Annotated in this window: 19 protein-coding genes and 1 pseudogene; 10 read left to right on the forward strand and 10 right to left on the reverse strand. The window is 66.8% G+C overall.

Going from position 1 to position 26,579, the window contains the following annotated elements:
* Positions 1–4 precede the first annotated feature (4 nt).
* Positions 5–964, reverse strand: coding sequence for a hypothetical protein (locus Q9R14_RS09490; protein WP_306002188.1), 960 nt, complete (start codon positions 962–964; stop codon positions 5–7).
* Between the two features lie 64 nt (positions 965–1,028).
* Positions 1,029–2,837: a translation elongation factor 4 gene (gene lepA / locus Q9R14_RS09495; protein ID WP_306002189.1), complete on the reverse strand. Its 1,809-nt coding sequence runs from the start codon at positions 2,835–2,837 to the stop codon at positions 1,029–1,031.
* Positions 2,838–3,029: 192 nt separating this feature from the next.
* On the opposite strand from lepA, the gene Q9R14_RS09500 reads away from it, so the two are divergent.
* Positions 3,030–4,181: an efflux RND transporter periplasmic adaptor subunit gene (locus Q9R14_RS09500; RefSeq protein WP_306002190.1), complete on the forward strand. Its 1,152-nt coding sequence runs from the start codon at positions 3,030–3,032 to the stop codon at positions 4,179–4,181.
* A 10-nt stretch (positions 4,182–4,191) separates the two neighbouring features.
* Positions 4,192–7,398, forward strand: a complete 3,207-nt coding sequence (locus Q9R14_RS09505) for an efflux RND transporter permease subunit (protein ID WP_306002191.1) — start codon at positions 4,192–4,194, stop codon at positions 7,396–7,398.
* A 79-nt stretch (positions 7,399–7,477) separates the two neighbouring features.
* Here Q9R14_RS09505 and Q9R14_RS09510 read toward each other — a convergent pair whose 3' ends face one another.
* The 6 genes from Q9R14_RS09510 to Q9R14_RS09535 form a co-directional block, all read right to left on the reverse strand.
* The gene (locus tag Q9R14_RS09510; protein WP_306002192.1) at positions 7,478–8,461 is read right to left on the reverse strand and encodes a sensor histidine kinase; all 984 of its coding nucleotides are present in this window, start codon (positions 8,459–8,461) and stop codon (positions 7,478–7,480) included.
* Between the two features lie 222 nt (positions 8,462–8,683).
* Complete coding sequence (locus Q9R14_RS09515; RefSeq protein ID WP_306002193.1) at positions 8,684–11,338, reverse strand: TonB-dependent receptor; 2,655 nt, start codon at positions 11,336–11,338, stop codon at positions 8,684–8,686.
* 202 nt (positions 11,339–11,540) lie between these two features.
* Positions 11,541–12,785 carry a Na+/H+ antiporter NhaA gene (gene nhaA, locus Q9R14_RS09520; RefSeq protein WP_306002194.1) on the reverse strand — a complete coding sequence of 415 codons (1,245 nt, stop codon included), beginning with the start codon at positions 12,783–12,785 and terminating at the stop codon, positions 11,541–11,543.
* Between the two features lie 165 nt (positions 12,786–12,950).
* The gene (locus Q9R14_RS09525) at positions 12,951–13,274 is read right to left on the reverse strand and encodes a YnfA family protein (protein ID WP_306002195.1); all 324 of its coding nucleotides are present in this window, start codon (positions 13,272–13,274) and stop codon (positions 12,951–12,953) included.
* Positions 13,271–14,062, reverse strand: a complete 792-nt coding sequence (locus tag Q9R14_RS09530) for an RNA methyltransferase (protein WP_306002196.1) — start codon at positions 14,060–14,062, stop codon at positions 13,271–13,273. The genes Q9R14_RS09525 and Q9R14_RS09530 overlap by 4 nt, the downstream gene beginning before the upstream one ends.
* A 108-nt stretch (positions 14,063–14,170) precedes the next feature.
* Positions 14,171–15,190, reverse strand: coding sequence for a S1/P1 Nuclease (locus tag Q9R14_RS09535; RefSeq protein WP_306002197.1), 1,020 nt, complete (start codon positions 15,188–15,190; stop codon positions 14,171–14,173).
* A gap of 214 nt (positions 15,191–15,404) precedes the next feature.
* Here Q9R14_RS09535 and Q9R14_RS09540 point away from each other — a divergent pair, with 214 nt between their 5' ends.
* Positions 15,405–16,025, forward strand: a complete 621-nt coding sequence (locus Q9R14_RS09540; RefSeq protein WP_306002198.1) for a DUF4168 domain-containing protein — start codon at positions 15,405–15,407, stop codon at positions 16,023–16,025.
* 3 nt (positions 16,026–16,028) lie between these two features.
* Here the strand turns inward: Q9R14_RS09540 and Q9R14_RS09545 are convergent, their stop codons facing one another.
* Positions 16,029–17,891 carry a monovalent cation:proton antiporter-2 (CPA2) family protein gene (locus tag Q9R14_RS09545; RefSeq protein WP_306002199.1) on the reverse strand — a complete coding sequence of 621 codons (1,863 nt, stop codon included), beginning with the start codon at positions 17,889–17,891 and terminating at the stop codon, positions 16,029–16,031.
* 164 nt (positions 17,892–18,055) lie between these two features.
* Between Q9R14_RS09545 and Q9R14_RS09550 the strand changes: the two genes are divergently transcribed.
* The 7 genes and pseudogenes from Q9R14_RS09550 (at position 18,056) to Q9R14_RS09575 (ending at position 25,309) form a co-directional block, all read left to right on the forward strand.
* Positions 18,056–19,858: a von Willebrand factor type A domain-containing protein gene (locus Q9R14_RS09550; RefSeq protein ID WP_306002200.1), complete on the forward strand. Its 1,803-nt coding sequence runs from the start codon at positions 18,056–18,058 to the stop codon at positions 19,856–19,858.
* Positions 19,859–19,919: 61 nt separating this feature from the next.
* Positions 19,920–20,327: a CBS domain-containing protein gene (locus Q9R14_RS09555; protein WP_205682687.1), complete on the forward strand. Its 408-nt coding sequence runs from the start codon at positions 19,920–19,922 to the stop codon at positions 20,325–20,327.
* A gap of 75 nt (positions 20,328–20,402) precedes the next feature.
* The gene (locus Q9R14_RS09560) at positions 20,403–20,969 is read left to right on the forward strand and encodes a hypothetical protein (RefSeq protein WP_306002201.1); all 567 of its coding nucleotides are present in this window, start codon (positions 20,403–20,405) and stop codon (positions 20,967–20,969) included.
* Positions 20,970–21,059: 90 nt separating this feature from the next.
* Positions 21,060–23,444, forward strand: coding sequence for an ATP-binding protein (locus Q9R14_RS09565; protein ID WP_306002202.1), 2,385 nt, complete (start codon positions 21,060–21,062; stop codon positions 23,442–23,444).
* A 142-nt stretch (positions 23,445–23,586) separates the two neighbouring features.
* Positions 23,587–23,649 (forward strand): annotated as a pseudogene (locus Q9R14_RS16395) (zinc-ribbon domain-containing protein); the annotation flags it as partial.
* The gene (locus Q9R14_RS09570; protein WP_306002203.1) at positions 23,650–24,327 is read left to right on the forward strand and encodes an RDD family protein; all 678 of its coding nucleotides are present in this window, start codon (positions 23,650–23,652) and stop codon (positions 24,325–24,327) included.
* 121 nt (positions 24,328–24,448) lie between these two features.
* Entirely contained in the window at positions 24,449–25,309 is an 861-nt protein-coding gene (locus Q9R14_RS09575; protein WP_306002204.1) for a hypothetical protein, read from the forward strand.
* A 62-nt stretch (positions 25,310–25,371) separates the two neighbouring features.
* Here the strand turns inward: Q9R14_RS09575 and Q9R14_RS09580 are convergent, their stop codons facing one another.
* Positions 25,372–26,568, reverse strand: a complete 1,197-nt coding sequence (locus Q9R14_RS09580) for an acetyl-CoA C-acyltransferase (protein WP_306002205.1) — start codon at positions 26,566–26,568, stop codon at positions 25,372–25,374.
* Positions 26,569–26,579 lie beyond the last annotated feature (11 nt).

Consider the following 26,579-nt stretch of genomic DNA (forward strand, 5'->3'; position numbering starts at 1 on the left):
CCCCTCACGTCAGAAGCTGGATGACCGCCTGAACCAACTGCGTGGTGGGGTCGACCTGATAAACATAGCCATCGTTGTAGCGATACAGGCTCTGAGCGCTGTCCGCGTATTGACTGCGATAGGCGTAGGGCACGTTGTAGATATCGTACCCGGCCGGCAGGCGCTGGCCCACCGAGAACTGCTGCCCCGTCAGCAGGGCGGCGATCTGGCCGATGCTCTGGTTCTGCGGATCGACGCCATACAGGACACCGTCGGCATAGCGGTACTGATAGCGGTCGTTCAGCCCATAGTAGCTGGTGTAGTACTGGGGCGGCTGCTGGTAGCTGTACTGGGCTGGCCAGACATTGCCCGGCGACAGGATGCCTCCAAGGACGGGAAGATAGCCGAGCAGGCCGCCCTGCGGGCTCATCCGATAGACGTAGCCGTCCTGATACCGATAGTCGCTGGTCCCGCCGAGGGTGCGCCAGACGTAGTTGTAGCGGTCGTAGTCGGCACGGGCGCGGTCGATTTGGCGTGCCTGTCCAGGCGGCAGGCAGCCGTTGTCACGCTTGGCCAGACCCGGCGGACAACCGGTCAGCAGGCCCCGATCAACGGGGCGGGTCAGGACCAGGACATCATTGCCGGCCCGGACTTGATGCTCGACCTCACGGCGGACGTCGCGCTCCATGTCGCGGCGCTGTTCGCTCTGCACATCCCGGACGACCTCCTGCACGCGCACCTCGGCGCGACGCTGGGGTCCGCCGCGGTCCGGACCGTTGCCGCGATCGGCGCGGGGGCCGCTGCGGTCCTCGTGACCGCGTCCGGGACCGGGACCGGGATCCTGACGGCCGTGCGGACCGCCGTCGTTCCCACGGCCGGGGCCGCCCGGCCCTTGTCCATTTCCATGCCCGTTCTGGGCGTAAGCGGCACCCGCCGCCGCCATCGTCAGGGCCAGGGCGCTCACCAAGGGGATCAATCGCTTCATCGTCAGACTCCTCGTTCAGCCGATGTCAACGTGATCGAATGCCGCTGTGTTCCGAAACGGACTCTCAATCCTCGTCCATCTTGAGCGCCGCGATGAAGGCTTCCTGCGGGATTTCGACCTTGCCGAACTGGCGCATGCGCTTCTTGCCGGCCTTTTGCTTTTCCAGCAGCTTCTTCTTGCGGGTGGCGTCGCCGCCGTAGCATTTGGAGGTCACGTCCTTGCGCAGGGCGCGGACGGTTTCGCGGGCGATGATCTTGCCGCCGATGGCCGCCTGGATCGGGATCTGGAACAGGTGGGGCGGGATCAGTTCCTTCATCTTTTCGACCATGCCCCGGCCGCGCGTCTCGGCGCGGGCGCGGTGGACCAGCATGGACAGGGCGTCCACCGGCTCGGCGTTGACCAGGATGGACATCTTCACCAGGTCGCCGACCTTGTATTCGGTGATCTCGTAGTCGAACGAGGCATAGCCCTTCGAGATCGACTTCAGCCGGTCGTAGAAGTCGAACACCACCTCGTTCAGCGGCAGCTCATAGACCACCATGGCGCGGTTGCCGACGTAGGACAGTTCGATCTGCTGGCCGCGACGGTCCTGGCACAGCTTGATGACGCCGCCCAGGTATTCGTCCGGCGTCAGGATGGTGGCCTTGATCCAGGGTTCGGCGATGGTCTCGATCTGCATCACGTCGGGCAGGTCGGCCGGGTTGTGCAGGTCCATTTCGGAACCATCGCGCAGGCCGATCTTGTAGACGACGGACGGCGCCGTGGCGATCAGGTCGAGGTTGAACTCTCGGCTCAGACGCTCCTGGATGATCTCCAGGTGCAGCAGACCCAGGAAGCCGCAGCGGAAGCCGAAGCCCAGGGCCGCCGAGCTTTCCATCTCATAGGTGAAAGAGGCGTCGTTCAGGCGCAGTTTGCCTATGGCGGCGCGCAGGTCCTCGAAGTCGGCGGCGTCCACCGGGAACAGGCCGCAGAAGACCACCGACTGGACTTCCTTGAACCCCTTCAGCGGCTCGGCGGTCGGCTTCTTCTCGTCGGTGATGGTGTCGCCGACGGCGGCGTGGGCCACTTCCTTGATCTGGGCGGTGATGAAGCCGACCTCGCCGGGGCCGAGCTGATCCACGGGCGTGTTCTTGGGCAGGAAGACGCCGACCCGGTCGATCAGGTGGGTCGAGCCGTTGCGCATCATCTTGACCCGCATTCCGGTCTTCAGCACGCCGTCGAACACGCGCACCAGCACGACGACGCCGAGATAAGGGTCGTACCAGGCGTCGACCAGCATGGCCTTCAGCGGGGCGTTCACATCCCCCTTGGGCGCCGGAAGCTTGGTGACGATGGCCTCCAGCACCTCCTCGATGCCGATGCCGGACTTGGCGCTGGCCAGGACGGCTTCGGAGGCGTCGATGCCGATCACGTCCTCGATCTGGGCGCGCACGCGGTCCGGCTCGGCGGCCGGTAGATCGACCTTGTTCAGGACCGGCACGATCTCGTGGTTGTTGTCGATGGCCTGATAGACATTGGCCAAGGTCTGGGCCTCGACCCCTTGCGAGGCGTCCACGACCAGCAGCGAGCCTTCGCACGCAGCCAAGGACCGGCTGACCTCATAGGCGAAGTCCACGTGGCCCGGCGTGTCCATCAGGTTCAGGACATACTCCTCGCCGTCCCTGGCCTTGTAGGTCAGGCGCACGGTCTGGGCCTTGATGGTGATGCCCCGTTCCTTCTCGATCTCCATATTGTCGAGCACCTGCTCGGACATCTCGCGCGCGGTCAGGCCGCCGGTGTGCTGGATCAGGCGGTCGGACAGGGTCGACTTGCCGTGGTCGATGTGGGCGACCACGCTGAAGTTGCGAATGTTCGAGATCGGGGGAGTCGTCATCCGCGCGCCCCTATCACGCGTAAGGGTTCGGGACCAGACGCACGGCCGAACTGGTCCCGAACTGCGTCACATTAAGCCTTGGCAATAAAGCCCTTCGCCGTTTGAGAAGGCTTGGCGGACGCGGTATGGAACAAACCTCCCGATAACCGGCGCGAGCCGGCGACCCGCTTCGCCTGCAACCGAGGAAATCCCGTGTCCAAGACGACCCGAACCGTTTTCAACTTCGGCGCCGTCGCCCTGTCGGCCTTGCTGCTGGCCAGCTGCGGCGGACATGGCGAGGAAAAGAAGGACGAAAAGGCCGCAGGCGGCTCGCGCCAGACCGTCAGCGCCGCGACCGTGACCCAGACCAGTCTGGACCGCACCGTCACCGCCTCGGGCACCGTCTCCGCCTGGGAAGAGGTGCCGGTGGCGGCCGAGACCGGCGGCCTGACCGCCGTCGCCGTCTATGTGGACGAAGGCTCCTACGTGCGTCAGGGCCAGCCGCTGGTGCAGATGAACGACGTCCTGCTGCGCGCCCAGCTGCGGCAGCAGCAGGCCCAGGTGCAGCTGGCCGAGGCCAATGTGGCGCGCGACAACGCCGCGCTCGATCGCGCGCAGCAGCTGAAGGAGCGCGGCTTCCTCAGCCAGGCGTCGCTGGACACGGCCCTGGCGAACCAACGCAGCTCGAACGCCAATCTGGCCGCCGCCCGCGCGGCCCTCAGCCAGACCCAGACCCAGTTGTCGCAGGCGACCATCCGCGCGCCCGTCGGCGGCCTGATCGTCAGCCGCAGCGTCACCAAGGGCCAGATCATCGCCGCCGGAACCGAACTGTTCCGCATGGTGCGCGACGGCCGCCTCGAACTGGACGCCCAGGTGCCCGAGACCGAACTGGCCCTGGTCCGCGCCGGTCAGTCGGCGACCATCACCTCCAGCGAGGCGGGCCAGACCACCGGCTCGGTCCGCATCGTCACGCCCGAGGTCAACGCCACCACCCGCCTGGGCCTGGCCCGCATCTCCCTGGCGCCCGGCGCCCAGCTGCGGCCCGGCATGTTCGCCCGCGCCGAAATCGCCGTCGGCGATCAGCCCGCCCTGGTCGTGCCGGCCTCGGCGGTCGTCTATCGCGAGGCCAAGGCCGGGGTCTATGTCGTGGGTCAGGGCGATGTCGTCCGCTTCGTCCCGGTCACGACCGGCGTTCGCAGCGGCGACCGCGTCGCGGTCACGGGAGTCCAGGCCGGTCAGCGCGTCGTGGTCCAGGGCGCAGGCTTCCTGGGCGAAGGCGACCATGTGACGGTGGCCCCGGCGACCGCGGCGCCCCAGCCGGCGACGCCCGCCGCCCCTGCCCCCGCCGCTGCAGCCGCGCGCTAGGATCGGACCGATGGGCTTTCAGAACATCTCGTCCTGGTCGATCAGGAACCCGATCCCCATCGTCCTGCTGTTCGTCGTCCTGACGATCGCGGGGACGATGAGCTATTTCAAGCTCAGGACAAACAACTTCCCCGACGTGGATCTGCCGGTCGTCGCCGTCACGGTGGTCCAGGCCGGCGCCGCCCCGACCGAGATGGAGACGCAGGTCACCCGCCTGGTCGAGGATGCGGTGGCGGGCCTGGGCTCGGTCAAGCACATCACCTCGGTCGTCAACGAGGGGGTGTCGACCACCTCCATCGAATTCCAGCTGGGCGTGAACCTGGAGAAGGTCACCAACGACGTCCGCAACGCCGTCAGCGGCATCCGCCAGAACCTGCCCGCCGACGTGCAGGAACCGATCGTCCAGCGCATCGAATTCACCGCCATCCCCTTCGCCAACTATGTGGTGCGGGCCCCGGGCATGAGCCCCGAGGAGCTGAGCTGGTTCGTCGACAACACCGTGGCCAAACGCCTGCTGTCGGTGCGCGGCGTCAGCCAGATCAGCCGTGACGGCGGCGTCAGCCGTGAAATCCGCATCAAGCTGGACCCCGCGCGGCTCGCCGCCTCGGGCGTGACGGCCGCCCAGGTGTCGAACCAGCTGCGCGCCTCCAACATCAACCTGCCGGGCGGCCGCGGCGAGATCGCGGGCGAGGAGCAGGCCATCCGCACCGTCGGTTCGGCCAAGTCGGTCGAACAGCTCCGCGAGACCCTGATCCCCATCGGCAGCCGCAGCGTGCGCCTGGGCGACCTGGGCCAGATCACCGACGAATGGTCCGAGCCGCGCGGCCGCGCCCGCTTCAACGGCCAGGAAGTCGTCGGCTTCGGCGTCTCGCGCGCCATCGGCTCGTCCGAGGTGGACGTCTATGACCGCGTCAAGGCCGAGATCGAGAAGCTGGACCAGGAACGCGGCGACGTCGCTATCGAGGAGGTGGCCAACACCACCGAGGACGTCGTTAACAACTTCCACGCCTCTGTCGAGACCCTGGTGCTGGGCGCCCTCCTGGCGATCGCGGTCGTCTTTATCTTCCTGCGGGACTGGCGCGCGACCCTGATCGCGGCGGTGGCCATGCCGCTGTCGCTGATCCCGACCTTCTGGGTGATGGACCTGACGAACCAGTCGCTGAACGTCGTGACGCTGCTGGCCCTGTCGCTGACCATCGGCATCCTCGTGGACGACGCCATCGTGGAGATCGAGAACATCGTCCGCCACATCCGAGACGGCAAGGCCCCCTACCCCGCCGCCATCGAGGCGGCCGACGAAATCGGCCTGGCGGTCATGGCGACGACGGCGACCCTGATTGCCGTGTTCGCCCCCACCGGCTTCATGCCCGGCGTCGTGGGTCAGTTCTTCAAGAGCTTCGCCATCGCCACCTGCGTCAGCGTTCTGTTCTCGCTGCTCGTGGCGCGAACCCTGACGCCCCTGATGGGCGCCTATTTGCTGAAGCGCGACCAGGGCAAGGAGCACAAGGAGCCGTTTTGGATGGGGCCCTATCTGAAGGCCCTGAACTGGGCGCTGGGCGACGACTGGCGCAAGCGCCGGGCCGACCACCATCCGCGCGCCAGCTGGTTCCGCCGCAAGGTCGCAGACCGGATGTTCGATCACCGGCTTTGGGTGCTGGGGATGGGGATCCTGTTCTTCTTCCTGTCGATCTTCATGGCGACGAAGCTGCCGGGCGAGTTCATTCCGGTCGAAGACATCTCGCGCTCCACCGTGACGGTGCAGTTGCCGCCGGGCGCGACCCTGGCGGAGACGGATTCCGCCGTGCAGCGCATCAACCGCGAACTGATGAAACGGCCCGAGGTCGCGTCGGTCTATTCGTCCGTCGGTTCGGCGACGACCAGCTTCGGCCCCGGCGGCGGTGGATCGGCCGGCGAGGTGCGCAGCGCCAACCTGACCGTCAATCTGGTCGGGCGCTGGGATCGCAAGCTGAACCAGCAGGAGTTCGAGCGCGACATGGGACCGGTGCTGCGCCAGATCCCCGGCGCGCGGATTCAGTTCGGCGCCTCGGGCGGCGGCGGCGGGTCCAGCCTTCTGACCATCGCCCTGGTCGGGGACGAAGCGAACGTGCTTGAACCCGCGGCCGCTAAGGTCGAGCGCGAGATGCGCAGCATTCCCGGCCTGTCCAATGTGGTGTCCTCGGCCTCGCTCGTGCGGCCGGAAATCCTGGTCACGCCGCGCGCCGATGTCGCCGCCCTGCAAGGGGTGTCGACCCAGGACATCAGCCAGGTGGCGCGCGTCGCCACCCTGGGCGACGCCGATCAGCTTTTGCCCAAATTCAACCTGGGCGACCGTCAGGTGCCGATCCGGGTCATGCTGACGGAACAGGCGCGCTCGGATCTGGGCGTGCTGGAGAACCTTCAGGTGCCCACGGCATCGGGCGCGACGGTGCCCCTGTCGGCGGTGGCGGACATCACCTTCGGCGCAGGCCCCAACCAGATCAATCGTCTAGACCGACTGCGCGTGGCCAACATCACCGCCGAACTGACCGGCCTGACCTTGAGCCAGGGGACGCAGGCGGTAAACGCCCTGCCCGCCATCAAGTCCCTGCCGCAGGGCGTCAGCCAGAAGCCGTCGGGCGACGCCGAAAGCTTCCAGGAACTGGGCATGGGCTTCGCCTTCGCCATCATCACCGGCATTCTGTTGATGTATGTCGTGCTGGTCCTGCTGTTCAAAAGCTTCTTCCATCCGATCACCATCCTGGCGGCGCTTCCGGTGTCGTTCGGCGGCGCCTTCTTCCTGCTGCTGGTGACGGGCAAGTCGCTGTCCATGCCGGCCCTGATCGGCATCATCATGCTGACCGGGATCGCTGCGAAGAACTCCATCCTGCTGGTCGACTACGCCATCATGGCGATCGACAGGGGGATGAACCGCCACGACGCCCTGATGGACGCCGCCCACAAGCGGGCGCGGCCGATCATCATGACGACCATGGCCATGGGGCTGGGGATGCTGCCGATAGCCGCGGCGTTCGGCGAAGGCACCGCTTTCCGTTCGCCGATGGCCATCGCGGTCATCGGGGGGCTGATCACCTCGACCGCGCTGTCGCTGCTGTTCGTGCCGGTGGTGTTCAGCCTGATCGACGGGGTGAAGCGCCGCCTGGAAGGCCGAATGGACAAGATGTTCCACGGCCAGCACGGGCATGAGGAGCCGGCGGCGACGGAGGATCGCCCGGCCTGATCCGCCCACGACTGAAACGACCAAGGCCCGGCGGAGCGATCCGGCCGGGCCTTTCTTTGGACGCTGTGGCGTCTGCGATCTAGGGCGTGACCGGCGCGCTGGGCCAGGACAGGCGAGCGATCGCGCCGGGCGAGGCGGGGCGCAGCGACCATTCTCCGCCGAGCTGTCGCGCCAGGGCCGTGGTAATCCGAAGACCCAGGCTCCTCGGTTCGCCGCTCACCTCTTCGGAAAGGCCTACGCCGTCGTCGGCGACGGTCAGGGTGCGGACGGCGCCGTCGTCGCACAGAGCGATCGTGATCCGGCCCGGCCGGTTGGGGAAGGCGTGCTCCAGCGCGTTGTTGACGCATTCCAGCATGATCAGAACCACAGGCGTGGCTTCCTCGGCCGACAGCACCACTTCCCCAGCCGAGATGGAGACCGCCACGTCGTCACGCGCGGCCGCCGTCAGCGCATCGTCGACGATTGATCGCGCCAAATCCTGAAAGGCGGTGGTCTGCTGCTCGGCGTCAGCCAGACTGCGCTGGATGCGAGCGACCAGACCCGTGCGGGCCGAGGCATCGGCCAGGGCTTTTTTCGCGCCAGGATCGACGGCGGCGCGCGCTTCCAGCTTCAGCAAGGCGCTGACTACCTGGATGTTGTTGGAGACGCGGTGCTGCACTTCCCTGAGCAGGATGTCGCGACTTTCGGCCAGGGCGGCGTTGCGCTCGACCTCTTTCGCGAGTTCGCGCGACGCCTTGTCCATGCCGACGATGAAGAAGATGTCGACGGCGACGACGAAGGCGTAAAAGCCGATGGCGACGAGGGTCGCGACGCCGAGATCGAAGCCCGGCGCGCCGATCCAGAACCACCAGGCCGACAGCCCTGACAAGGTCGCGGTCAGGACCGCCGGGCGCAGGCCCGCATAGAAGGCGACCAGCACGACGGCCGGAAAGAAGGTCAGATAGGGAAAGCCTGGCGGAAACCAGGGCGCCAACCCGTAGCGCAGCCCAAAGGCGACGGCCCAAGCGGCGATCGCAAGGGCGTAACCACGCCAGACTGGATGACGAAGCGCCTGATGACGCATAGGATTCCTCAATGGACGCCAAGCGTCGGTGAACCCGTGTATCGAGCAGCGAAAGCGCCGCGTCCAGCCCAGCTTGGTGACCAAAGCGGGTTAAAATAACGGTAGCGGCGGCCTGGCCGGCGTCTCACGACCATCCGTTGCTCTGTCAGCCATTCCATCCAAGAAAAAGGGCCGGCCGGTTTCCCGGTCGGCCCTTGGTCGGTCAGCCTTGAGGGCTGGCGATCAGTATTTGACCTTCAGCGTCACGCCATAAGTGCGCGGGGCGCCGAGGTAGGCGTTGTAGGTCGCCGTGTCGGTGGCGGGATTGTAGTAGGTGCCAGCATAAGGGCCCGAAGGCGTGATTACGGCCGGGTTCGTTGCGATGGCAGTTCCCTGCAGCGGAGCCGAGAAGCCGACCTGGGTGTATTCTTCTTCCAGCAGGTTCTGGCCCCAGACCTCCAGCGTCCAGCGCTCGTCGGCCGAACCGATCGAGACCCGGCCGTTGACGACGGTGAAGGCGTCCTGGTTCTTGTATGGCAGCAGGTCCGAGCCGGTGTTGTATTCGGTCGAATACTTGGCCGACAGGTTGAAGCCGCCGCGCAGGCCGCCGCCCAGTTCGCGATCGAAGGCCAGGGCGCCGGTCAGCGACCATTCCGGAGCGAACGAAGCCCGCGCGCCCGGCAGCAGCGACAGCTGCGGGAAGCGGCCGGGGCTGGACAGGTCGCCGGCGCCGAACTGGCCATACTTGGCGTCGGTGTAGGTCACGCCGCCCTGGAAGCTTAGGCCCTCGATCGGGGTGAACCAGACCATGTCGGCGTCGACGCCGCGCGAGGTCAGTTCCGGGATCGATTCCACCACGAAGGCGGTGCCCAGGAAGGTATTCAGCTGGAAGTTCTCGAACTTCTGATCGAAGTAGGTGACGTTCAGCAGCATGGTGCGGTCGAACAGGGTCGTCTTGACGCCCGCTTCATAGCTGTCGACCGTCTCCGCGGCGAAGAACAGCGAGGCGTCCGGCGTCACGCCCGTCTGGACCCGGTCCATGTTGTAGCCCGCGCCCTTATAGCCGCGCGCATACGAGCCATAGACCATGATCGACGGGTTGAAGCGGTAGGACGCCTTGATCGTGCCCGACAGGTCGGTGTCGCTGAACTTCTCCTGGATCCGACGACCGTCATACAGCGGGTTGGACCAGGGCAGGCACAGCAGACCGAGCGCGGCGGCCGGGGTGCGGGTGTTGATGGTCCCGGGAATGCCGGACGCGGGCAGCGTGGGGGCCAGGTTGTTGGCCAGGGCGCCGCCGCACGCCGCGCCGTTGGTGCCCAGGTTATCCTGAAGGCCCAGCAGACGCTTGCTGTCGTAGGTGTAGCGCAGACCCAGGTTGATATCGAAGGCCTCGGTCACCCGGTAGGTGTTGTTGGTGAAGACGGCGACCGATTCCGAACGCTGCGAATAGTGGTCTTCATAGGCCTTGCCCGCCGCGAAGGTCGGGGCGGCGGCGCTGGGCGGCACCGCGCCGATGACGCACAGCGGCTGACCCGCAGCGGCGCCGGCGGTGCCGACCAGGAAGCCGTTCGGATTGGTGAAGCAGCCCAGGCGCGAGGGGCTGGGGCCGCCCACGGCCGCCGGCAGCGAGGCCGTTAGCAGCAGGGAGGCGAAGGCGTTGTAGTCCGAGCCATAGACATAGCTGTCGTCGCGATAGACGCCTTCCTTGGTGGCGAACAGACCGACCAGCCAGTCCAGCTTGTCCGACGTGCCCGCCAGGCGGAACTCTTGCGTCAGGTTATCGACGCCGTAGCCGTTGGAGCCGTCGTTGGCGCGGGAAAGGATGTCCGCGCCGGTGTAGTCTGGGTCCATCCCCTGCTGGAACGACCAGTCGCGCCACGAGGTCTGGGACGTCAGAGTGGCGTTTATGCTGGGGAAGTCGATGGTCGCTTCCGCCGACAGACCCATGTCCTCGATCTCTTGCGGCGTCTCGCGGTTGGAATAGGCCAGGCGCGAGAAGGGCACCGTGCCGAAGCCGGCGACCGGCGGACGCTGGCCTGGACCGTTCGGCGCGGTCAGGGCGGCGATGAAGGCCTGGGTCGGGCCGACGCGCGTCTGCACGGCGACGCAGCAATATTCCTCACGCTTGGTGTAGTCGGCGATCAGGCGCACCGATACGTCGTCGCTGGGCAGGATCAGCAGTTGGCCGCGCGTGGTCCAGTAGTCCTGCGTCTGGTCATCCTTGCGGGTGTTGGGACCGTCGCCGTTGTTGACGTCGTAGAAGCCGTCACGCTCGCGGTGCGCGACGAACAGGCGACCGGCCACCTGGTCGGTCAGGCCGCCCGTGACGGAGACCGAGCCGCCGATGGCGCCGAAGTTGCCGCCGGTCAGTTCGCCCGAGATCGACGGGTCGAACGAGGGGCGTTCGGTGATGATGTTGATGACGCCGGCCGAGGTGTTCTTGCCGAACAGGGTGCCTTGCGGGCCCTTCAGCACCTCGATGCGGCTCAGTTCACCCAGGTCGCCGAAGCCGACCGAGTTGCGCGAGCGATAGACGCCGTCGATCACGACGCCGACCGAGCTTTCCAGGCCGGGGTTGTCGCCGACGGTGCCCGCGCCGCGGATGCGCACGGTGGTGGAGGCTTCCGACTGGGTCGAGGTGACGGTCATGCCCGGCGTCAGGATCTGCAGATCCTTGATATCCTGCACGCCCGCGCCGTCCAGGATTTCCTGCGACAGGGTCGTGACCACGATCGGCACGTCCTGCAGGCTCTGCTCACGCTTCTGGGCGGTGACGATGATGTCATCGACGGTCGCCGGGGCTTCCTGCGCGGCGGCGACGCCTGCAAAGCCGAACACGACAGCGCCAACGACGGCGGCGGACACAGTGGTCCTGAGTTGAAGATTGCGGCGCATAGCGTCCTCCCGGCTGAAGCCGCGACGCTTTGAGCGATCGCAGCGTTTCCTGTTCCCTCGACGTCCCCTACGTGGGGGATCATTCGTTATGGACAGGCTAAGCGCGCTTCGGGCCGACCGACAAGCGAGCGTTGTTACCTGCGACGATTTTTCGCCGCGGATTCGCCTTTGTGTGTCGAGGAAGCGACAGAAAACCCTGACGCTAGGTCAGTTTTTGCCCGTCTTTCGGCCCCAGAGGCTCCACTTCAGGGTGCAGGGCGGCGGGGTCAACCTCACGACCGCGACCGGCGAAACCCAGCACCAGGGCCGCCGCGATCGCCGACAGGATCGAGCCGCCGATGACGCCCAGCTTGACCTCGACCTGCTCGGGCGAATCGACCGCGCCGGGGAAGGCCAGGACGCCGATGAACAGGCTCATGGTGAAGCCGACCCCGCATAGCAGCGAGACGCCGTAGACCTGAAGCCAGCTGGCGCCCGTCGGCCGCGCCCCGATCCTCAGCGCCGAGGCCAGCCAGGCGGCGCCCAAGACGCCGATCTGCTTGCCGAAGAACAGGCCCAGCGCGATGGCGATGACCAGGGGGGCGAACGCCTGCTCCATCGACAGGCCGGCGAAGGAGACGCCCGCCTTGGCGAAGGCGAACAGCGGCAGGACCAAAAAGGCGTTCCACGGATGCAGATCGTGCATCGCCTCCTTCAGCGGGCTCTGACCGTCTTCGGCCCGGCTCTTGATCGGCACGATCATGGCGAAGGCCACGGCGGTCAGGGAGGTGCTTAGGCCCGACAGCACCGTCAGATACCAGACCAGGGCGAACCCCAGCACCCAGAAGGGCGCAGGAATGCGGATGCGGTGCGCCGCGACCGCGCCGATCGCCAGCGCCCCCAGCGCCCAGAACAGCGGCGTCCAGTTCGCGCCTTCACTGAACAGCACGGCGATCAGGGCGATGGCCCCCAGGTCATCGACGATGGCGAGGGTCAGCAGGAAGACACGCAACGACGACGGCAAGCCCTTGCCGACAAAGCCGAAGATGGCCAGGGCAAAGGCGATGTCGGTCGCCAGCGGGATGGGCCAGCCGGCGTGCGGCGCCCCGATGGCGCCGGACAGCAGCAGATAGACCGCCGCCGGTCCCGCCATGCCGCCCAACGCCGCCAGCACCGGCGTCGCCAGCTTCTTCGGATCGCTGAGTTCGCCGCGCACGATCTCGTATTTGATCTCCAGCCCCACGACGAGGAAGAAGATCGCCATCAGACCTTCCTTGATCCAGTCGGAGATCGTCTCCTCCAGCCGGATCGGGCCGATCTGCAAGACGTGGTAGCTCTTCAGCCAGGCGAAATAGTCGGCCGACCAGGGCGAGTTGGCGATCGCCACGGCGGCGATGGCGGCCAGAGCCAGGGCCGAACCGGATGCGGCCTCAGTCTTGAGGAAATCGAGTGTCAGTTTGCGCGCCACGGCGGCCTCCTAGCGAACGGAAGTTTCGTCGTGACGCCAGGTTATCGACGGGCGTCGGACCGGATTCGCAAACCTGTAATCGGCGCGCCGGCCTGGCCGCATGAAGCGACCTGATGGCTGGGGCCAGAATAGAGGATCAAGCCGGCCAAGCCAAGCCGAAGCCGGCTAGCCGCGTGGGCCGAACAGGATGAGCCCGGCGCCGATCAAGCAGACCAGGCCGCCCAGGATGTCCGAGCGATCTGGCGGGGTCTTCTCGACCAGCGCCATCCAGATGAGGGAGGCGCAGATATAGACGCCGCCATAGGCCGCGAAGGCGCTGCCCGCCGCATCGCTGGGGACCAGGGTCAGGAGCCAGGCGAAGGCGATCAGGCAGACGACGCCGGGCGCCAGCCACAGGGGCGAACGATCCAGCTTCAGCCAGGCCCAGAAGGCGAAACAGCCGCCGATCTCCGCCAGTGCCGCCAGCGGATAGATCAGCCAGGGCTTCACTCAGGCTCGTCCGTCTTGGCCTTGGCCGCCCGCTCGGCCGCCAGCTTGGCCAGGACCCGGCCGCGGCCGCGCGACAGGGCGTGGATGGCGCCGCGCATGGTGGCGACCTCTTGCTCGGAGAAGGCGGCGCGGCCCAGCATGACGCGCAGGTTCTGGCTCATCGAACGCTTCTTCTCGGGCGGGTAGAAGAAGCCGCCGTTTTCCAGCTCTTCCTCCAGATGCTCGTACATGCCGATCAGAAGGTCGTTCGACGCCGGCGGTTCGCTGTCGCGGAACCGCGGCGGCGGGGCGTCCAGGATCAGGGTGCGCCATTCATAGGCGTTGATCGCCACGGCCTGGGCCAGGTTCAGCGAGTGGTGCTTCGGGTCGATTGGAATGGTGACGATGCCGGCGCACAGGGCGATGTCGGTCGTCTCCAGCCCGGCGCGCTCGCCGCCGAACAAGAGGCCCGTCTTCAGGCCCGAGGCCGTGTCATCGTAGAGGACGCGGCTCGCCTCGCGCGGCGTGCGCACGGGCTGGCGCGTCTCGCGCGGTCGGGCCGTGGTGGCGAAGACCGTGTTCAGGTCGGCGATGGCCTCGGCGACGCTGTCGAACACCCGCACGCCGTCCAAGACCCAGTCGGCGCCCGAGGCCGTGGCCCAGGCCCGCTCCTGGGGCCAGCCGTCACGGGGGCTGACCAGGCGCAGGTCCGACAGGCCGAAGTTGGCCATCACCCGCGCCACGGCGCCGATGTTCTCGGCCATCTGCGACTTGTCGAGGATGACGGCGGGGGAAGGAAGGTCAAACATTGGCGCTGCTATTAAGTGAGGCGTGCTAGTGAGCAAGAGGTGAGCCGAGGCGTCGATACGCGCACGACCCGCTCACCCCTCGCTCACTAGCACCGTTCACCAAGAGGTTCAGTCCTCGCCCACCATGGCGATCCAGGGGTCGGCGGTTCCGGCCTCGACCTCGGCGACCTTGACGGCGGGCCAGCCGATGGAGGCGCTGCCGGAGGCGGTCCAGGCGGAGACGATGAAGTCGCGCAGTTCGCCGGCGCCCGCCGCCAGACGTTCGTTGACGAAGGCCGCGCCGCGCGGGTCGCTGTCGCGGAAGCCGCCGGCCTTTTCCAGGCGATAGAAGGGGATCACGGTGCCCAGGGTCGTGGTCAGATAGGAGACGGTGCGCGCCTTGACGTCGAACCCGTCCAGTTTGGCGGCAGGCATGGCGGCCTCGACGGCGTCCAGGCGGGCGACGCGATTGGTGAACTCGCCCTCGAACAGGGCGTGGGTCTGGCGCGAGTTGGTGAAGCCTTCCGGGTTCGGGAAGTCGCCCCAGCCGTTGTAGTGAATGCTGGTGTGATGCGGTTGCGAACCGTCGCCGACATAGTGGCCCATCACGCCGATGTCGCGCAGGATCAGGGCCTCGCGGCGGATGCGGTCGGCGCGATACCAGGCTTGGCGCTCCATGTTCGTCTCGCGCTTTTCGGCGGCGTTCAGCACGCGCCAATAGGCGAAGTCGCGGCCTAGCTGCTGCCAGCCGTCCATCATGGCGTAGGGCAGATAGCCGGCGTCGTTCACGTCCAGACCGGCCTTGGTCAGGGCGGCGTCATATTCGGATTTCAGACGCGGCAGGTCATTGAGGCTCATGCCGCGCTGGTCGAAGACGCGACCCTGGTCGTCCATGTCGATGAAGTGGGCGGTGTCGCGCTCGCGGTCGTGCGGCTGGCCCCCGCCCTTCCAGCGGTCGGGCTCGCGCGCCAGTTCCCCCACGTCGGCGATGGCGGCCGGGGTGCGCAGGAAGGCCGGCAGTTCGTCCGGCAGGGCCCGCATCGCCGCCACGCCGATCAGGCGGTGGCCGGTGTTGCCCCAGGCGGTGACGGTGACAGCCGGCGCGGCGACCGCGACGAGGGCCAGGGCGGCGATGGCGAGACGTTTCATGGACAAACCTCAACAAGGATCACGCCCGTCTAACGCATCCTTGATCGCGCCTCCAGCGTCCAAGGGGTGGTGCGAGGCGCATCGGCGCCTAGGTTATGAACGCTTCCCCTTCGTCTGTTTCAGGCTCCACGCCCTTGGGGAGCGATGACGTGATTGCGTCGTCGCCGTCGTCGGACGGCCCTTCAAGTGGACGCCAGACCGAAAGGACATTCCCATGCGCACGCCCCGCATCGCCCTTCTTGCTTCCGTCGCCCTTCTTGCGACCGCCGCGAACGCTCACGCCAAAGAGGCATCGACGACGGCGCAGACGCCGACGGCCGCGCCGATTGCCGGCTCGACCACCTTCACCGATGACGAGCTGAAGAAGTTTGACGACGCCATGGCCAAGGTGAGAGCGGTCAGCGACACGCTGAACGGCGCCCAGCCGACGCCGGAACAGCAGGCGCAGATGGCCGCCGCAGTGCAGGATTCGGGGCTGGAAGTGACGCGCTTCAACACCCTGTCCAAGGCCGTCGCCGCCGATCCGGCCCTGGCGGCGCGCATTCGGGTGGTCAACGCCACGCCGCCCGCGCCCGGCACCCCGGCCGCCGCCGTGACGGATGACGAACTGAACCGCTTCGTCACCGCCATGACGCAGATCCGCGCCGTCACAGTCGAGGTGCAGAACAATCAGGCGACGCCCGAGCAGAGCGCCAGATTGACGGCGGCGGTCGAGGCGTCCGGCCTGACGACCGAGCGTTTCAACGCCATCTCGCAACTGGTGTCCGCGACGCCCTATCTTCAGGCCAAGGCGCAACTGGCCGGCGCGCGTCTGGAGAAGGGTGTGAGCCAGTAGGGATCAGGTGTCGGCGGGCTCGCGCCGGGTGTCCGGCGCGGCCGGGCCCGCCTCGTCCTCGTTCAGCAGACGGCCTTCGCGGCGGGGCTTGATATAGGGGGCGGGCTGGGGCGTCGGCATATTGCCGCGCATCAGCTGGCGGCCGGCCTTGAGCCCGCCGGTCAGCTGTAGGTCAAGGCGGGCCTCGTCGCGACGGCGCACGTCGCCGATGGTCTCGGCCGCCTCATGCTCGTCCAGCCCCAGTTCGACCAGGGCGCGCTCGCCGAACTTGAGCGCCGACTCGAAGGTCTCGCGGATCTGGTAGTCCACCCCGGCCTGGATCAGGCGCATCGAATGCCCTCGGTCGAAGGCGCGGGCCATGATCCGGGTGGTCGGGAACTCCGACTTGACCAGTTCGACGATGCGGTCGGCGGCCTCGGGCTTGTCGACGCAGACCAGGACCATCTCGGCCTCCTCCGCGCCTGACGCGCGCAGGGTGTGCAGCTGGGTGCCGTCGCCGTAGTAGACCTTGAACCCGAACTGGGAGGCGGCCTGGATCATCTCCACGTCGTTCTCGATGATCGACACGTCGACGTCGCGGGCCAGCAGGGGTTGGGACACGACCTGGGCGAAACGGCCGAAGCCGATGATCAGCACCTGGCCGCGCAGGTCCTTGGCGAAATCCACGCCCTCGGCGCTTTCGGCGTCCTGGACCGGCTTGGGCGACAGCCGCGCGATCAGCAGCGAGGTCAGGGGCGTCAGGGCCATCGACAGGATCACCACCGCCGACATCATCGCCCCGATGCGCGCGTCGAACAGGCCGGCGGCGACGGCGGCGCCGTACAGGACGAAGGCGAACTCGCCGCCTTGCGCGAACAGGCCCGCACGCTCGACCGCCTCATGGTGCGAGGCCTTGAACAGGCGCGCGACGACATAGATGCCGACGCCCTTGACCAGCATGAAGGCCACGACCCCGCCCAGCACCGTACGCCAGTCGGCGACGACCACCGAGACGTCCAGCGACATGCCGACGCTGAGGAAGAACAGGCCCAGCAGGATGGCGCGGAACGGCTCGACATCGGCCTCCAGCTGGTGACGGAAGGTCGATTCCGACAGCAGGACCCCGGCCAGGAAAGCGCCCATGGCCATGGACAGGCCGCCCAGGGACATGGCCCAGGCGGCGCCGACCACGACCAGCAGGGCCGCCGCCGTCATCACCTCGCGCCCACCGTATTGGGCCAGCAGGCGAAAGACCGGATTGACCAGATATTTGCCGGCCAGCAGCACCCCGCCGACCGCCGCGACCGCGAAGCCGATGGTCTGCCATAGGGGTGGGACGTGCTCGGCCGCGCGGCCGGTCAGCGAGGCCAGGACGGCGACGATGGCCAGGAGCGGCACGATCGCCAGGTCCTCGAGCAGCAGGATGGAGACCGCGCGCTGGCCCGGCCCGCCCGCGATTTCGCCGCGCTCTTCCAGCATCTGCATGATGACGGCGGTGGACGACAGGACAAAGCCCATGGCGCCGACGAAGGCGACGGGTGCGGAGAAGCCGGCCAGCATGGCGGTCAGGGTCAGGATCAGCCCGCAGAACAGCACCTGGGCCGCGCCGAGGCCGAAGATTTCCTTGCGCAGTCCCCAGAGCCGCTTGGGCCGCATCTCCAGCCCGATGATGAACAGAAAGATGACCACGCCGAACTCGGCGACGTGCAGGATGGTCTCGGGCTCGCGGAACAGCTTCAGACCGAAGGGACCGATGGCGAGGCCCGCCGCCAGATAGCCCAGCACCGATCCCAGGCCGATGCGCTTGAACACCGGCACGGCGAGCACGCCTGCGGCCAGCAGAGCGGCCGCTGCGCCCAGATCCAGTCCCGTCGTCGCGTCAGCCATCGCATTCCCCCCAAGCTTGGCCCGTATTGTGGGGCTCGTCGTGCGTGATTGCGAGATGGCGCCGAAGACACGGTCGAAGATCGCTGTGTGGCGAGCGACCTGTTTGCCACAGTTTCGCCCCAGGACGACCCGCGACTGGCGTCGAGAAACAACCGGAGGAAGCCATGTCACGCATCATCAGGATGGCGGCGCTGTCCGTTCTGAGCCTGTCGTTCGCCGCGCCGCCGGTGGCCGTGCCGACCGTCGCGCTGGCCAAGCCGCTGGATGGCGAGCCGACGCCGGCGGCGTGCCGCCCGCTGGGGTTCGAGCTGGAAACGCACTCCGAGATGCAGGATCTCGTCGTGACGGGATCCCGCGTCCAAGGTCGCACCGCGACGACGCACGCGCCGATCGCGCCTCCTCCTCCTCCTCCGGCTCCTCCCCCGCCACCACCGCCTGCTTCATACGTCCCTCCGCCGCCCGCTGCGATGACAGGCAGCGTGGGCGTAACCGGGGTTCGGGTTTCGCCGATCACCCCGGCGCCCGCGCCCGCCGACACCGAACGCTACCCTGATGCGACGCCCAATCCGGTGAAGCGGACCAGCGATCAGCCGGTCTCGACCTTCTCCATCGACGTGGACACGGCGTCCTATTCGAACGTGCGGCGCTTTATCGACGATGGTCGTGCGCCGCCCAAGGATGCGGTGCGGGTCGAGGAGCTGATCAACGCGTTCGACTATGACTATGCCCGGCCGACCAGCCAGACCCGGCCCTTCGCCATCACGACGGCGGTCGCGGCCTCGCCTTGGGCTGACGGGCGTCAGATCGTGCACATCGGCCTGCAAGGTTATGAACTGCCGGCGGGCGAGCAGCGGCCGTTGAACCTGACCTTTTTGGTCGATGTCTCCGGCTCGATGCGGAGCCCCGACAAGCTGGACCTGGCCAAGAAGGCAATGAACCTGGCCATCGATCGGCTGAGGCCGCAGGACACTCTGGCCGTCACCTATTACGCGGAAGGCGCCGGCACGACCTTGCAGCCCACGAAGGGCGACGAAAAGCTGAAGATGCGCTGTGCGGTCGCCAGCCTGCGGGCGTCCGGCGGCACGGCCGGGGCGACCGGCATGACCAACGCCTATGACCAGGCCCAGGCGAACTTCGCCCGCGATAAGGTCAACCGGATCCTGATGTTCACCGACGGGGACTTCAACGTCGGAGTGACCGAGGACAAGCGGCTGGAGGACTATGTCGCCGACAAGCGCGGGACCGGCATCTACCTGTCAGTCTATGGCTTCGGGCGCGGCAACTATCAGGACGCGCGGATGCAGACCATCGCCCAGGCGGGCAATGGGGTCGCGGCCTATGTCGGGGACCTGAGGGATGCGCGCCGGCTGTTCGGTCCGGCGTTCGACAAGGGGGCTTTCCCCATCGCCGACGACGTCAAGATCCAGGTCGAGTTCAATCCCGCCCGCGTCGCCGAATGGCGGCTGATCGGCTATGAGACCCGGCTGTTGAACGAGGAAGACTTCAACAACGACCAGGTCGATGCGGGCGAGGTCGGATCCGGCGCCAGCGTCACCGCCCTGTATGAGATCACCCCCGTCGGCGGCCCGACGCAGATCCCCGATCGGCGCTATCCCGATAACCGTATCGGGGTCGGCGGCGGCGATCCGAACGGCGAGATCGGCTTCATCCAGCTGCGCTACAAACAGCCGGGCCAGAGCCGGTCGGAGCTGATCCAGCAGCCGCTGACCAACCGCGCGGGCGGGTCGGTCAGCGCTCAGCCGCCCGAGGCCACGCGCTGGGCCATCGCGGTCGCCGGCTTCGGCCAGAAGCTGCGGGGCGATCCGTGGATGACGGCCGACTATGGCTGGGACCGGATCATCGATCAGGCGCAAGGGGCCAGGGGCGAAGATCCCTATGGCGACCGGGCCGAGTTCGTTCAGCTGGTGCGAGCGGCACAAGGCCTCCCCCCGATACGGACGCCCTGACCGGAACCGCCACGCTCGCGGCGGGTTTTCAGGGCAACGCTTCAAACAAAGGAAACCCGCCATGAAGATCCGCGACGTGATGACCAAGGACGTGCATCTGGCCCGCCCCGCCGACACCATTCAGGACGTGGCCAGCCGCATGGCCAAGGGCGACTTCGGCTTCGTGCCTGTCGCGGACGGCGATCAGCTGATCGGCACGATCACCGACCGCGACATCGTCGTGCGCGCCCTGGCGACCGGCGCGGCCCCGTCGGCGGCGGTGGTCGAGTTCATCACGCGTGATCCGCAAACCGTGCTGGACACCGACGACCTGAAGATCGTGCTGGACCTGATGGGCTCCAAGCAGATCCGTCGGGCCCCGGTCGTAGACAAGCACGGCCGCGTGGTCGGCGTCGTGTCGCTGGGCGACCTGTCGACGCGCGTGAAGGAGAAATACGCCGGCGAGACGCTGGAAAGCATCTCACGTTAAGACCTGCGTAACCGCGCCCCGACACCCGCCGTCAATGATCTTGATTCATTCTGGCTGCGGGTTTCGGAGAGTGGCATGGCGCGCGCGCAGTTCCAGAAGGGTCAGAAGGTCTGGGTCGAGTGCGTCGGCGCATGGGCCTTCATCGAACAGGTCCAGCCCGTCTGGGCGAAGGGCTTCGAGGAGCCCGTGCGCGTCACCTATGACGTCGGTCTGGGGCGCGAGTTCACCGCCAACGAACTGATGCTGGCGGCTGACGATCCCGCCTCGGATCAGGGGCCTGGCGAGTGGAGGCTGCTGCGCGCGCGCAACAAATGGCAGCTGCCCGAGGATTGCCTGCATCATCCCCACCCCGGCACCTATCCGGTCGTCGTCACCGATAAGGCGGACTGGGGCGGTTGGCGCGTGCCGGGCGCCGAATATGATCGCGACCCGCAGCATATCGAGTTTCAGGCACGGCTGATCGCCGCCGCGCCCCAGCTGATGCGCCTGGCCCAGGAGCTGGTCGATCTGGTCGCGGAGACGCCGGACGATGCGCCGCCCGCCGTCCTGACCCTGGCCCGACAGGCGCGCGATGCGCTGCAGGATGTGATGCGTGTGCTGGAGCCCGCACCGGACCGCCTGACGGCGCCCGCCGCCGCTTAAAAACCCGTTAAAAGCGCGCGCCGAGCCTCGACACAAATCCGCGACGCAGCCTAGATTCCCGCCACGAAGTGTTTGTCGGAGGGTCGGGGCTTGCGGGACGAGGAGCGGCGCGAAAATCGGTCGGGGCGGCGCGCCTCCGACCGCGCCGCTGGCGCGCCCGCCTGGTTGCGGATCGCCGTTCTGGTCCTGGCGCTGATCGCCGCCGGCTATGCCCTGATGGCGTCGCGCGAAGTCAGCCGACCGACCCGCGAAATCAGCCGCCTGGAAGCCGAAAACCTTAAACTCAACGCCGAGCTGGCCGCCAGCCAGACCGCCGTCCTGATCAAGTCGGCCGAGGCGGGCTTGGCCGCCGGCCGCACCGCCATCGCCGCCAAACGCCCGCCCATCGAAGTTGTGGAGGCCGCACAAGCCGCTGCGCCCAAGGTCGCCTTCACCCTGGTCGGTCCCGGCGAGACGGTGCAGGCCGCCAAGGGCGAAGGTTCGGTCGTCGCCGGCCAGGCCAATGCCGACGGCCTGAGGCTGGAGGCGCGGATCGCGCCCGTCCTGCCGAAAGGCGGCGAGACGCGGATCGTGTCGGCGGGCGGCGTGGTGCTGGCCTCCGCGCGCGCCGCCGAGATCGGCCAACCCATCCGCACCCTGATCGGCGTCGATCCCTCAGCCCTGGTCGACCAGGCCGAACCGCGCGCCGTGAAACTGGGCGGCCAGGCCGGCCTTGCTGCCGCCGCTCAGGCCCGGGCGGGCGGCCCGTATGTGGTCGCGATCTCGGAAGGGACGACCGCCTCGGTCTTCGACGACGCCTGGGTGGTGCTCGCGCCGCTGCTGCTGGGGGTCGGGGTCGTGGTCCTGTTCGTCCTCTATGGCCTGCGCCAGACGCGCCAGCACCGCGAACGGGTGGCCACCGAAAAGCGGTTCCGCATAGCTGTCGAAGCCGCGAGGTGCGGGGTGTGGGAGTGGGATCTGGCCAAGGGCGAGGTATCGCTGTCGGACTATATGGCCGCGCTGCTGGGCTTTTCGCGCGGCGGTGTGACCGACGCCGAAGATGTGATCGGCCGCGTCCATCCGCGCTTTCAGGAAGATTTCCGCCACGCCTTGCGCCAGGCGGCGGCCTATGGCGCCTTTGAGATCACCTTCCCGGTGGCGGGACCGGACGGGCGGGCGCGGTGGATCGACGCGCGGGGCCAGGCGCGCGGCGAGCGCGGCGACATGGGCTTTTCCGCCATCCTGGGCGTGGCGCTGGACATCACCGAGGCCCGCCGCGCCAAGGCCGCCGCCCAGGCCGCCGAAAGCCGGCTGCGCGACGGGGTGGAGAGCATCTCCGAGGCCTTCGTCCTGTTCGATCGTCAGGGGCGGCTGATCCTGTGGAACCAGGCGTTCGAGGACGCCTTCGGCTTCGATCACGGCGTGGTGCGGCGCGGCGCCATGAAGGACGAGCTGAACCGGATCGCCGGCTTGGCCATCAAGGCCGAGCATCGTCCGGCCAGCGGTCGTGCGGGCCTGCGCGAGGTCGAGCTGAACGACGGGCGCTGGCTGCAACTGTCCGAGCGGTTCACCTCCGAAGGCGGCTCGGTCGTCACCGCCGCCGACATCACCGCGATCAAACGCCAGGAGGCCGAGCGCCGCCGCGCCGCCGACGATCTGCGGGCCACTGTCGACCAGCTGGAATCCAGCCAGGAAAAGCTGTCGCTGCTGGCGCGCAAATACGAGGTCGCCATGACCCGGGCCGAGGCCGCCAACCAGGCCAAGTCCGAGTTCCTGGCCAATATGAGCCACGAGCTGCGCACGCCGTTGAACGCCATCAACGGCTTCTCGGAGATCATGGCCAGCGAGCTGTTCGGGCCGTTGAACGAGAAATACAAGGGATACGCCGGCGACATCCTGAAGTCGGGCCAGCATCTGCTCAGCCTGATCAACGACGTCTTGGACATGGCCAAGATCGAGGCCGGCAAGATGACCCTGCACTATGAGCCGGTGTCCTTGCGCGAGGTGTGCGAGGACGCGGTGCGGCTGATGCGCGGCAAGGTGCAGGAGGCAGGCCTGAAGATCGCGGTCGAGGCCGGCGACCTGCCCGACATCGAGGCCGATCAACGCGGCGTCAAACAGGTGATGCTGAATCTGATCTCCAACGCCGTGAAGTTCACGCCTGAGGGCGGCTCCATCGTCGTGTCGCTGAAACCCTTCGTCGGCGCCGAGGGCGAGGACCGCGTTCGCGTCGCCTGCGCCGACACCGGCATCGGCATCGCGCCCGAGGACCTGGTCCGCCTGGCCCGCCCGTTCGAACAGGTCGAGGGCCAGCATTCCAAGACCACGCAAGGCACCGGCCTGGGCCTGGCCCTGACCAAGTCCCTGATCGAAATGCACGGCGGCCAGCTGAGCATGGAAAGCCAGCCGGGCGTCGGCACGGTCGTCAGCTTCGACCTGCCGGTGAAACGCCCGGACCAGACGGTTCAGCCGATCCGGGCGGCGTTCGCGGCTTAGGGCGGTTGCCTGACGCTATACTGGTCCTGAAAGCGATGTCGCTTTTCGATCCAATGCGGACCTTCGAGCGAGTGTCGCAATGCGGAGCTTTCCGCCTCGCCACAAACGAGTGTAGCGTCGCAACTCACGCTTGGGGGCGACGATGTATTGCACTAATTGCGGGTCAACCTTGCCCACCGGGGCGAGGTTTTGCGGAGCGTGTGGAATGGCGGTTGGCTCGCCGCAGGGAGCTAATTCGGTGCAACCACACAAGTCGCCGGACGATAGGCCGACGCTCGCCCAAGGTTCACCCCTCTCATCCTGCGAGCCTGATGTCCCCGACGACTTGATTTGGGAGAGTTCGCGCGAGCGAGAGGAAAAATCCGTCATCGCTTCCTCTCCACCGAGACCTTGGATTCGCTATTGGGCTAAACTCGTTGACGTCTGGATCATTGTTATCGTCTTGGCCGTGTTAGCCGAAATGCTGTTCCCGCGTTGGACAAGCGAAACAAACGACACGATTGTAGGACTAGTCCTGCTGGCCCTTGCCGTTCCTGTTCAGGCTTTGCTGCTCTCCACCTGGGGTACGACGTTCGGAAAATCATTGCTCGGCATCAAGGTAACTAAAGACGGCCGAAAGCTGGATTTTGGCGGAGCCTTCAAGCGCGAGCTTGGGGTCTATTTGGTTGGGTTCGGTCTCGGCATCCCGATCGTAGCGTTCTTCACGCAAATCGCGGCTTACAATCACCTCAAAAAGCAGGGTGCGTCGAGTTGGGACCAAGACCCCGGCAACGTGGTGACACACAGCGATCCAAGCACGACAGGCATTGTCGCTGTGGTCGCCATATTGTTGCTCGGCGCCGTTCTGATCGGATACGGCAACAGCGTCAGCCAAGGATATTAGATTTCTTACGCGGGCGGATATCTGTCCGTTGTTTTGGCAACGTCTATGAACAGAATTCGCGCTCTGTTAAGGCGTTGCTCAGTTCTAGGCCTGCACGATATGGTGGGGTGAGGAAGTCTCTATGAACATTCTACTTTCAGCATTGATCTGTGGCGTCATCGCCGGCGTCGGAGCAGGCCTCGCATGGGTTGCACACAAACATCTCGGCCTTAGCGCGAAGGGACAAAGGATTGCTCAGTTCGTAGCGCTCATGGTGGGGATCGCCGTGGTCCGTATAGCGCCCATCGACCAGTTGTCTCTTTATGTTCAGCCCAATAGTTCGATCCAAGCTAAAGCGGACGCAGAGTTGGCGGTGATTCCTGCGTTCAAGGTTCTGCACGACTACTACCCCGCCGATTATGCGGTAATGCGCGACACTGCTGTTGAAAGTATCAAAGCAGGCGAGACAAACCTGCAGACGATCAATCGCATCCGCCCTCGCCTTTTAGGGATTTTTAGCTTGCAAATGGTGAAGGCGAGCGATGAGACGATCAGCCGTCAACTTGCGTTCATTGTAAAGCAGGCGACATTCTTGCAAGGCCAGAACCCGCAGTACTGCCACGAACTGCTCAACACGCCGGGGCACGTTTCGTTTGATCCAACAAAGGTGTTCCCTCGCGAGATGGCTGACGAGGAAATGGCCCTGATGGCTGACATCCTGAAAGAGACCGCGAGCCTGCCGACCGTAACGCCGGAGCCAATTGATGAGGCAAAATTCCAGCCTCTCGCCGAACGAACCTTCGGTCGGTTGTCATCCGCTGACGTGACGGCTCTGACGTCTATCGATTTCCAACCAGCACGAGCCACGACCGTGGATCAGAAGGCAGCCAGTTGCCATTTTGCTTTGGGCATCATGGAAGAGATCAACGCACTGCCGCCCGCCGAAAGGGCTCGAACGTTCCGCAGCGTGATAGCTGAGGGGCAGAAAGCATCAGGAATCTAAGCGTCCGCTTCCCACCCTTAGCTGATGCTCGCTACGTCCGCTAAAGCAACCCGCAGGACGCCCTAAACCAACTCCACGCCCATCGCGGTCGCTTCGCCGCCGCCGATGCACAGGGCGGCCATGCCCTTGGTCTTGCCGTGGGCTTTCAGGGCGGACAGCAGGGTGGTCAGGACGCGGGCGCCGGATGCGCCGAGCGGGTGGCCCAGGGCGCAGGCGCCGCCGTTGACGTTGATCTTGTCGTGGGGGATGCCGAGTTCGCGCATGGCGATCATCGGCACGATGGCGAAGGCCTCGTTGACCTCCCACAGATCGACGTCGTCCGCGCTCCAGCCGGCCTTCTTCAGCGCCTTCTGCAGGGCGAAGACCGGGGCGGTGGTGAACAGGCTGGGCTCCTGGGCGTGGGCGGCCTGGCTGACGACGCGGGCGATGGGCGTCAGGCCCAGGGCCTGGGCCGTCGATTGGCGCATCATGACCAGGGCGGCGGCGCCGTCCGAGATCGAGGCGGCCGAGGCGGCGGTGATGGTGCCGTCCTTGCCGAAGGCGGGCTTCAGGTTGGGGATCTTGGAGGGGTCGGACTTGGTCGGCTGTTCGTCGCGATCGACGGTGACGGGGCCCTTGCGCGTCTTGACCTCGACCGAGGCGATCTCGGCGTCGAAGGCGCCTGAGTCCTGGGCGCGCTTGGCCCGGCCGGCGCTTTCGATGGCGTAGGCGTCCTGCTGCTCGCGCGTGAACTGATAGTCCTTGGCCGTGTCCTCAGCGAACTGGCCCATCAGCTTGCCTGGGGTGTAGGCGTCCTCCAGCCCGTCCAGATACATGCTGTCGGAAATGACGTCATGACCGATGCGGGCACCGCCCCGGTGCTTTTGCATCAGATACGGGGCGTTGGTCATGGACTCCATGCCGCCCGCCACGATCACATCGGCCGAGCCGGCGGCGAGGGCATCATGCGCCATCATGGCCGCCTGCATGCCCGAACCGCACATCTTGTTGATAGTGGTCGCCTCGGTCGAGACAGGCAGGCCTGCGCCCATGCCCGCCTGACGCGCCGGCGCCTGGCCCAGGCCAGCAGGCAGGACGCAGCCCATGATGATCTGCTCGACCTTCTGCGGATCCAGGCCCGCGCGGTCCAGCGCCGCCTTGACCGCGATGGCGCCCAGGTCAGTGGACTTGGCGTCAGACAGCGCGCCCTGGAAACCGCCCATCGGGGTGCGGGCGTAGGAGACGATGACGACGGGATCGGCGGACGTGGTCGCGGACATGGGGACGGCTT

The organism is Brevundimonas sp. C43 (genome assembly GCF_030732185.1).
GTDB lineage: Bacteria > Pseudomonadota > Alphaproteobacteria > Caulobacterales > Caulobacteraceae > Brevundimonas > Brevundimonas diminuta_C.

Bases quoted from the DNA above. Each gene is read 5' to 3' on its own strand.
- lepA (WP_306002189.1), bottom strand. From the start codon at position 2,837: ATGACGACTCCCCCGATCTCGAACATTCGCAACTTCAGCGTGGTCGCC.
- Q9R14_RS09490 (WP_306002188.1), bottom strand. From the start codon at position 964: ATGAAGCGATTGATCCCCTTGGTGAGCGCCCTGGCCCTGACGATGGCG.
- Q9R14_RS09515 (WP_306002193.1), bottom strand. From the start codon at position 11,338: ATGCGCCGCAATCTTCAACTCAGGACCACTGTGTCCGCCGCCGTCGTT.
- Q9R14_RS09530 (WP_306002196.1), bottom strand. From the start codon at position 14,062: ATGTTTGACCTTCCTTCCCCCGCCGTCATCCTCGACAAGTCGCAGATG.
- Q9R14_RS09550 (WP_306002200.1), top strand. From the start codon at position 18,056: ATGTCACGCATCATCAGGATGGCGGCGCTGTCCGTTCTGAGCCTGTCG.
- Q9R14_RS09570 (WP_306002203.1), top strand. From the start codon at position 23,650: ATGGCGGTTGGCTCGCCGCAGGGAGCTAATTCGGTGCAACCACACAAG.
- Q9R14_RS09560 (WP_306002201.1), top strand. From the start codon at position 20,403: ATGGCGCGCGCGCAGTTCCAGAAGGGTCAGAAGGTCTGGGTCGAGTGC.
- Q9R14_RS09580 (WP_306002205.1), bottom strand. From the start codon at position 26,568: ATGTCCGCGACCACGTCCGCCGATCCCGTCGTCATCGTCTCCTACGCC.
- Q9R14_RS09575 (WP_306002204.1), top strand. From the start codon at position 24,449: ATGAACATTCTACTTTCAGCATTGATCTGTGGCGTCATCGCCGGCGTC.
- Q9R14_RS09535 (WP_306002197.1), bottom strand. From the start codon at position 15,190: ATGAAACGTCTCGCCATCGCCGCCCTGGCCCTCGTCGCGGTCGCCGCG.
- Q9R14_RS09510 (WP_306002192.1), bottom strand. From the start codon at position 8,461: ATGCGTCATCAGGCGCTTCGTCATCCAGTCTGGCGTGGTTACGCCCTT.
- Q9R14_RS09505 (WP_306002191.1), top strand. From the start codon at position 4,192: ATGGGCTTTCAGAACATCTCGTCCTGGTCGATCAGGAACCCGATCCCC.
- Q9R14_RS09555 (WP_205682687.1), top strand. From the start codon at position 19,920: ATGAAGATCCGCGACGTGATGACCAAGGACGTGCATCTGGCCCGCCCC.
- Q9R14_RS09545 (WP_306002199.1), bottom strand. From the start codon at position 17,891: ATGGCTGACGCGACGACGGGACTGGATCTGGGCGCAGCGGCCGCTCTG.
- Q9R14_RS09540 (WP_306002198.1), top strand. From the start codon at position 15,405: ATGCGCACGCCCCGCATCGCCCTTCTTGCTTCCGTCGCCCTTCTTGCG.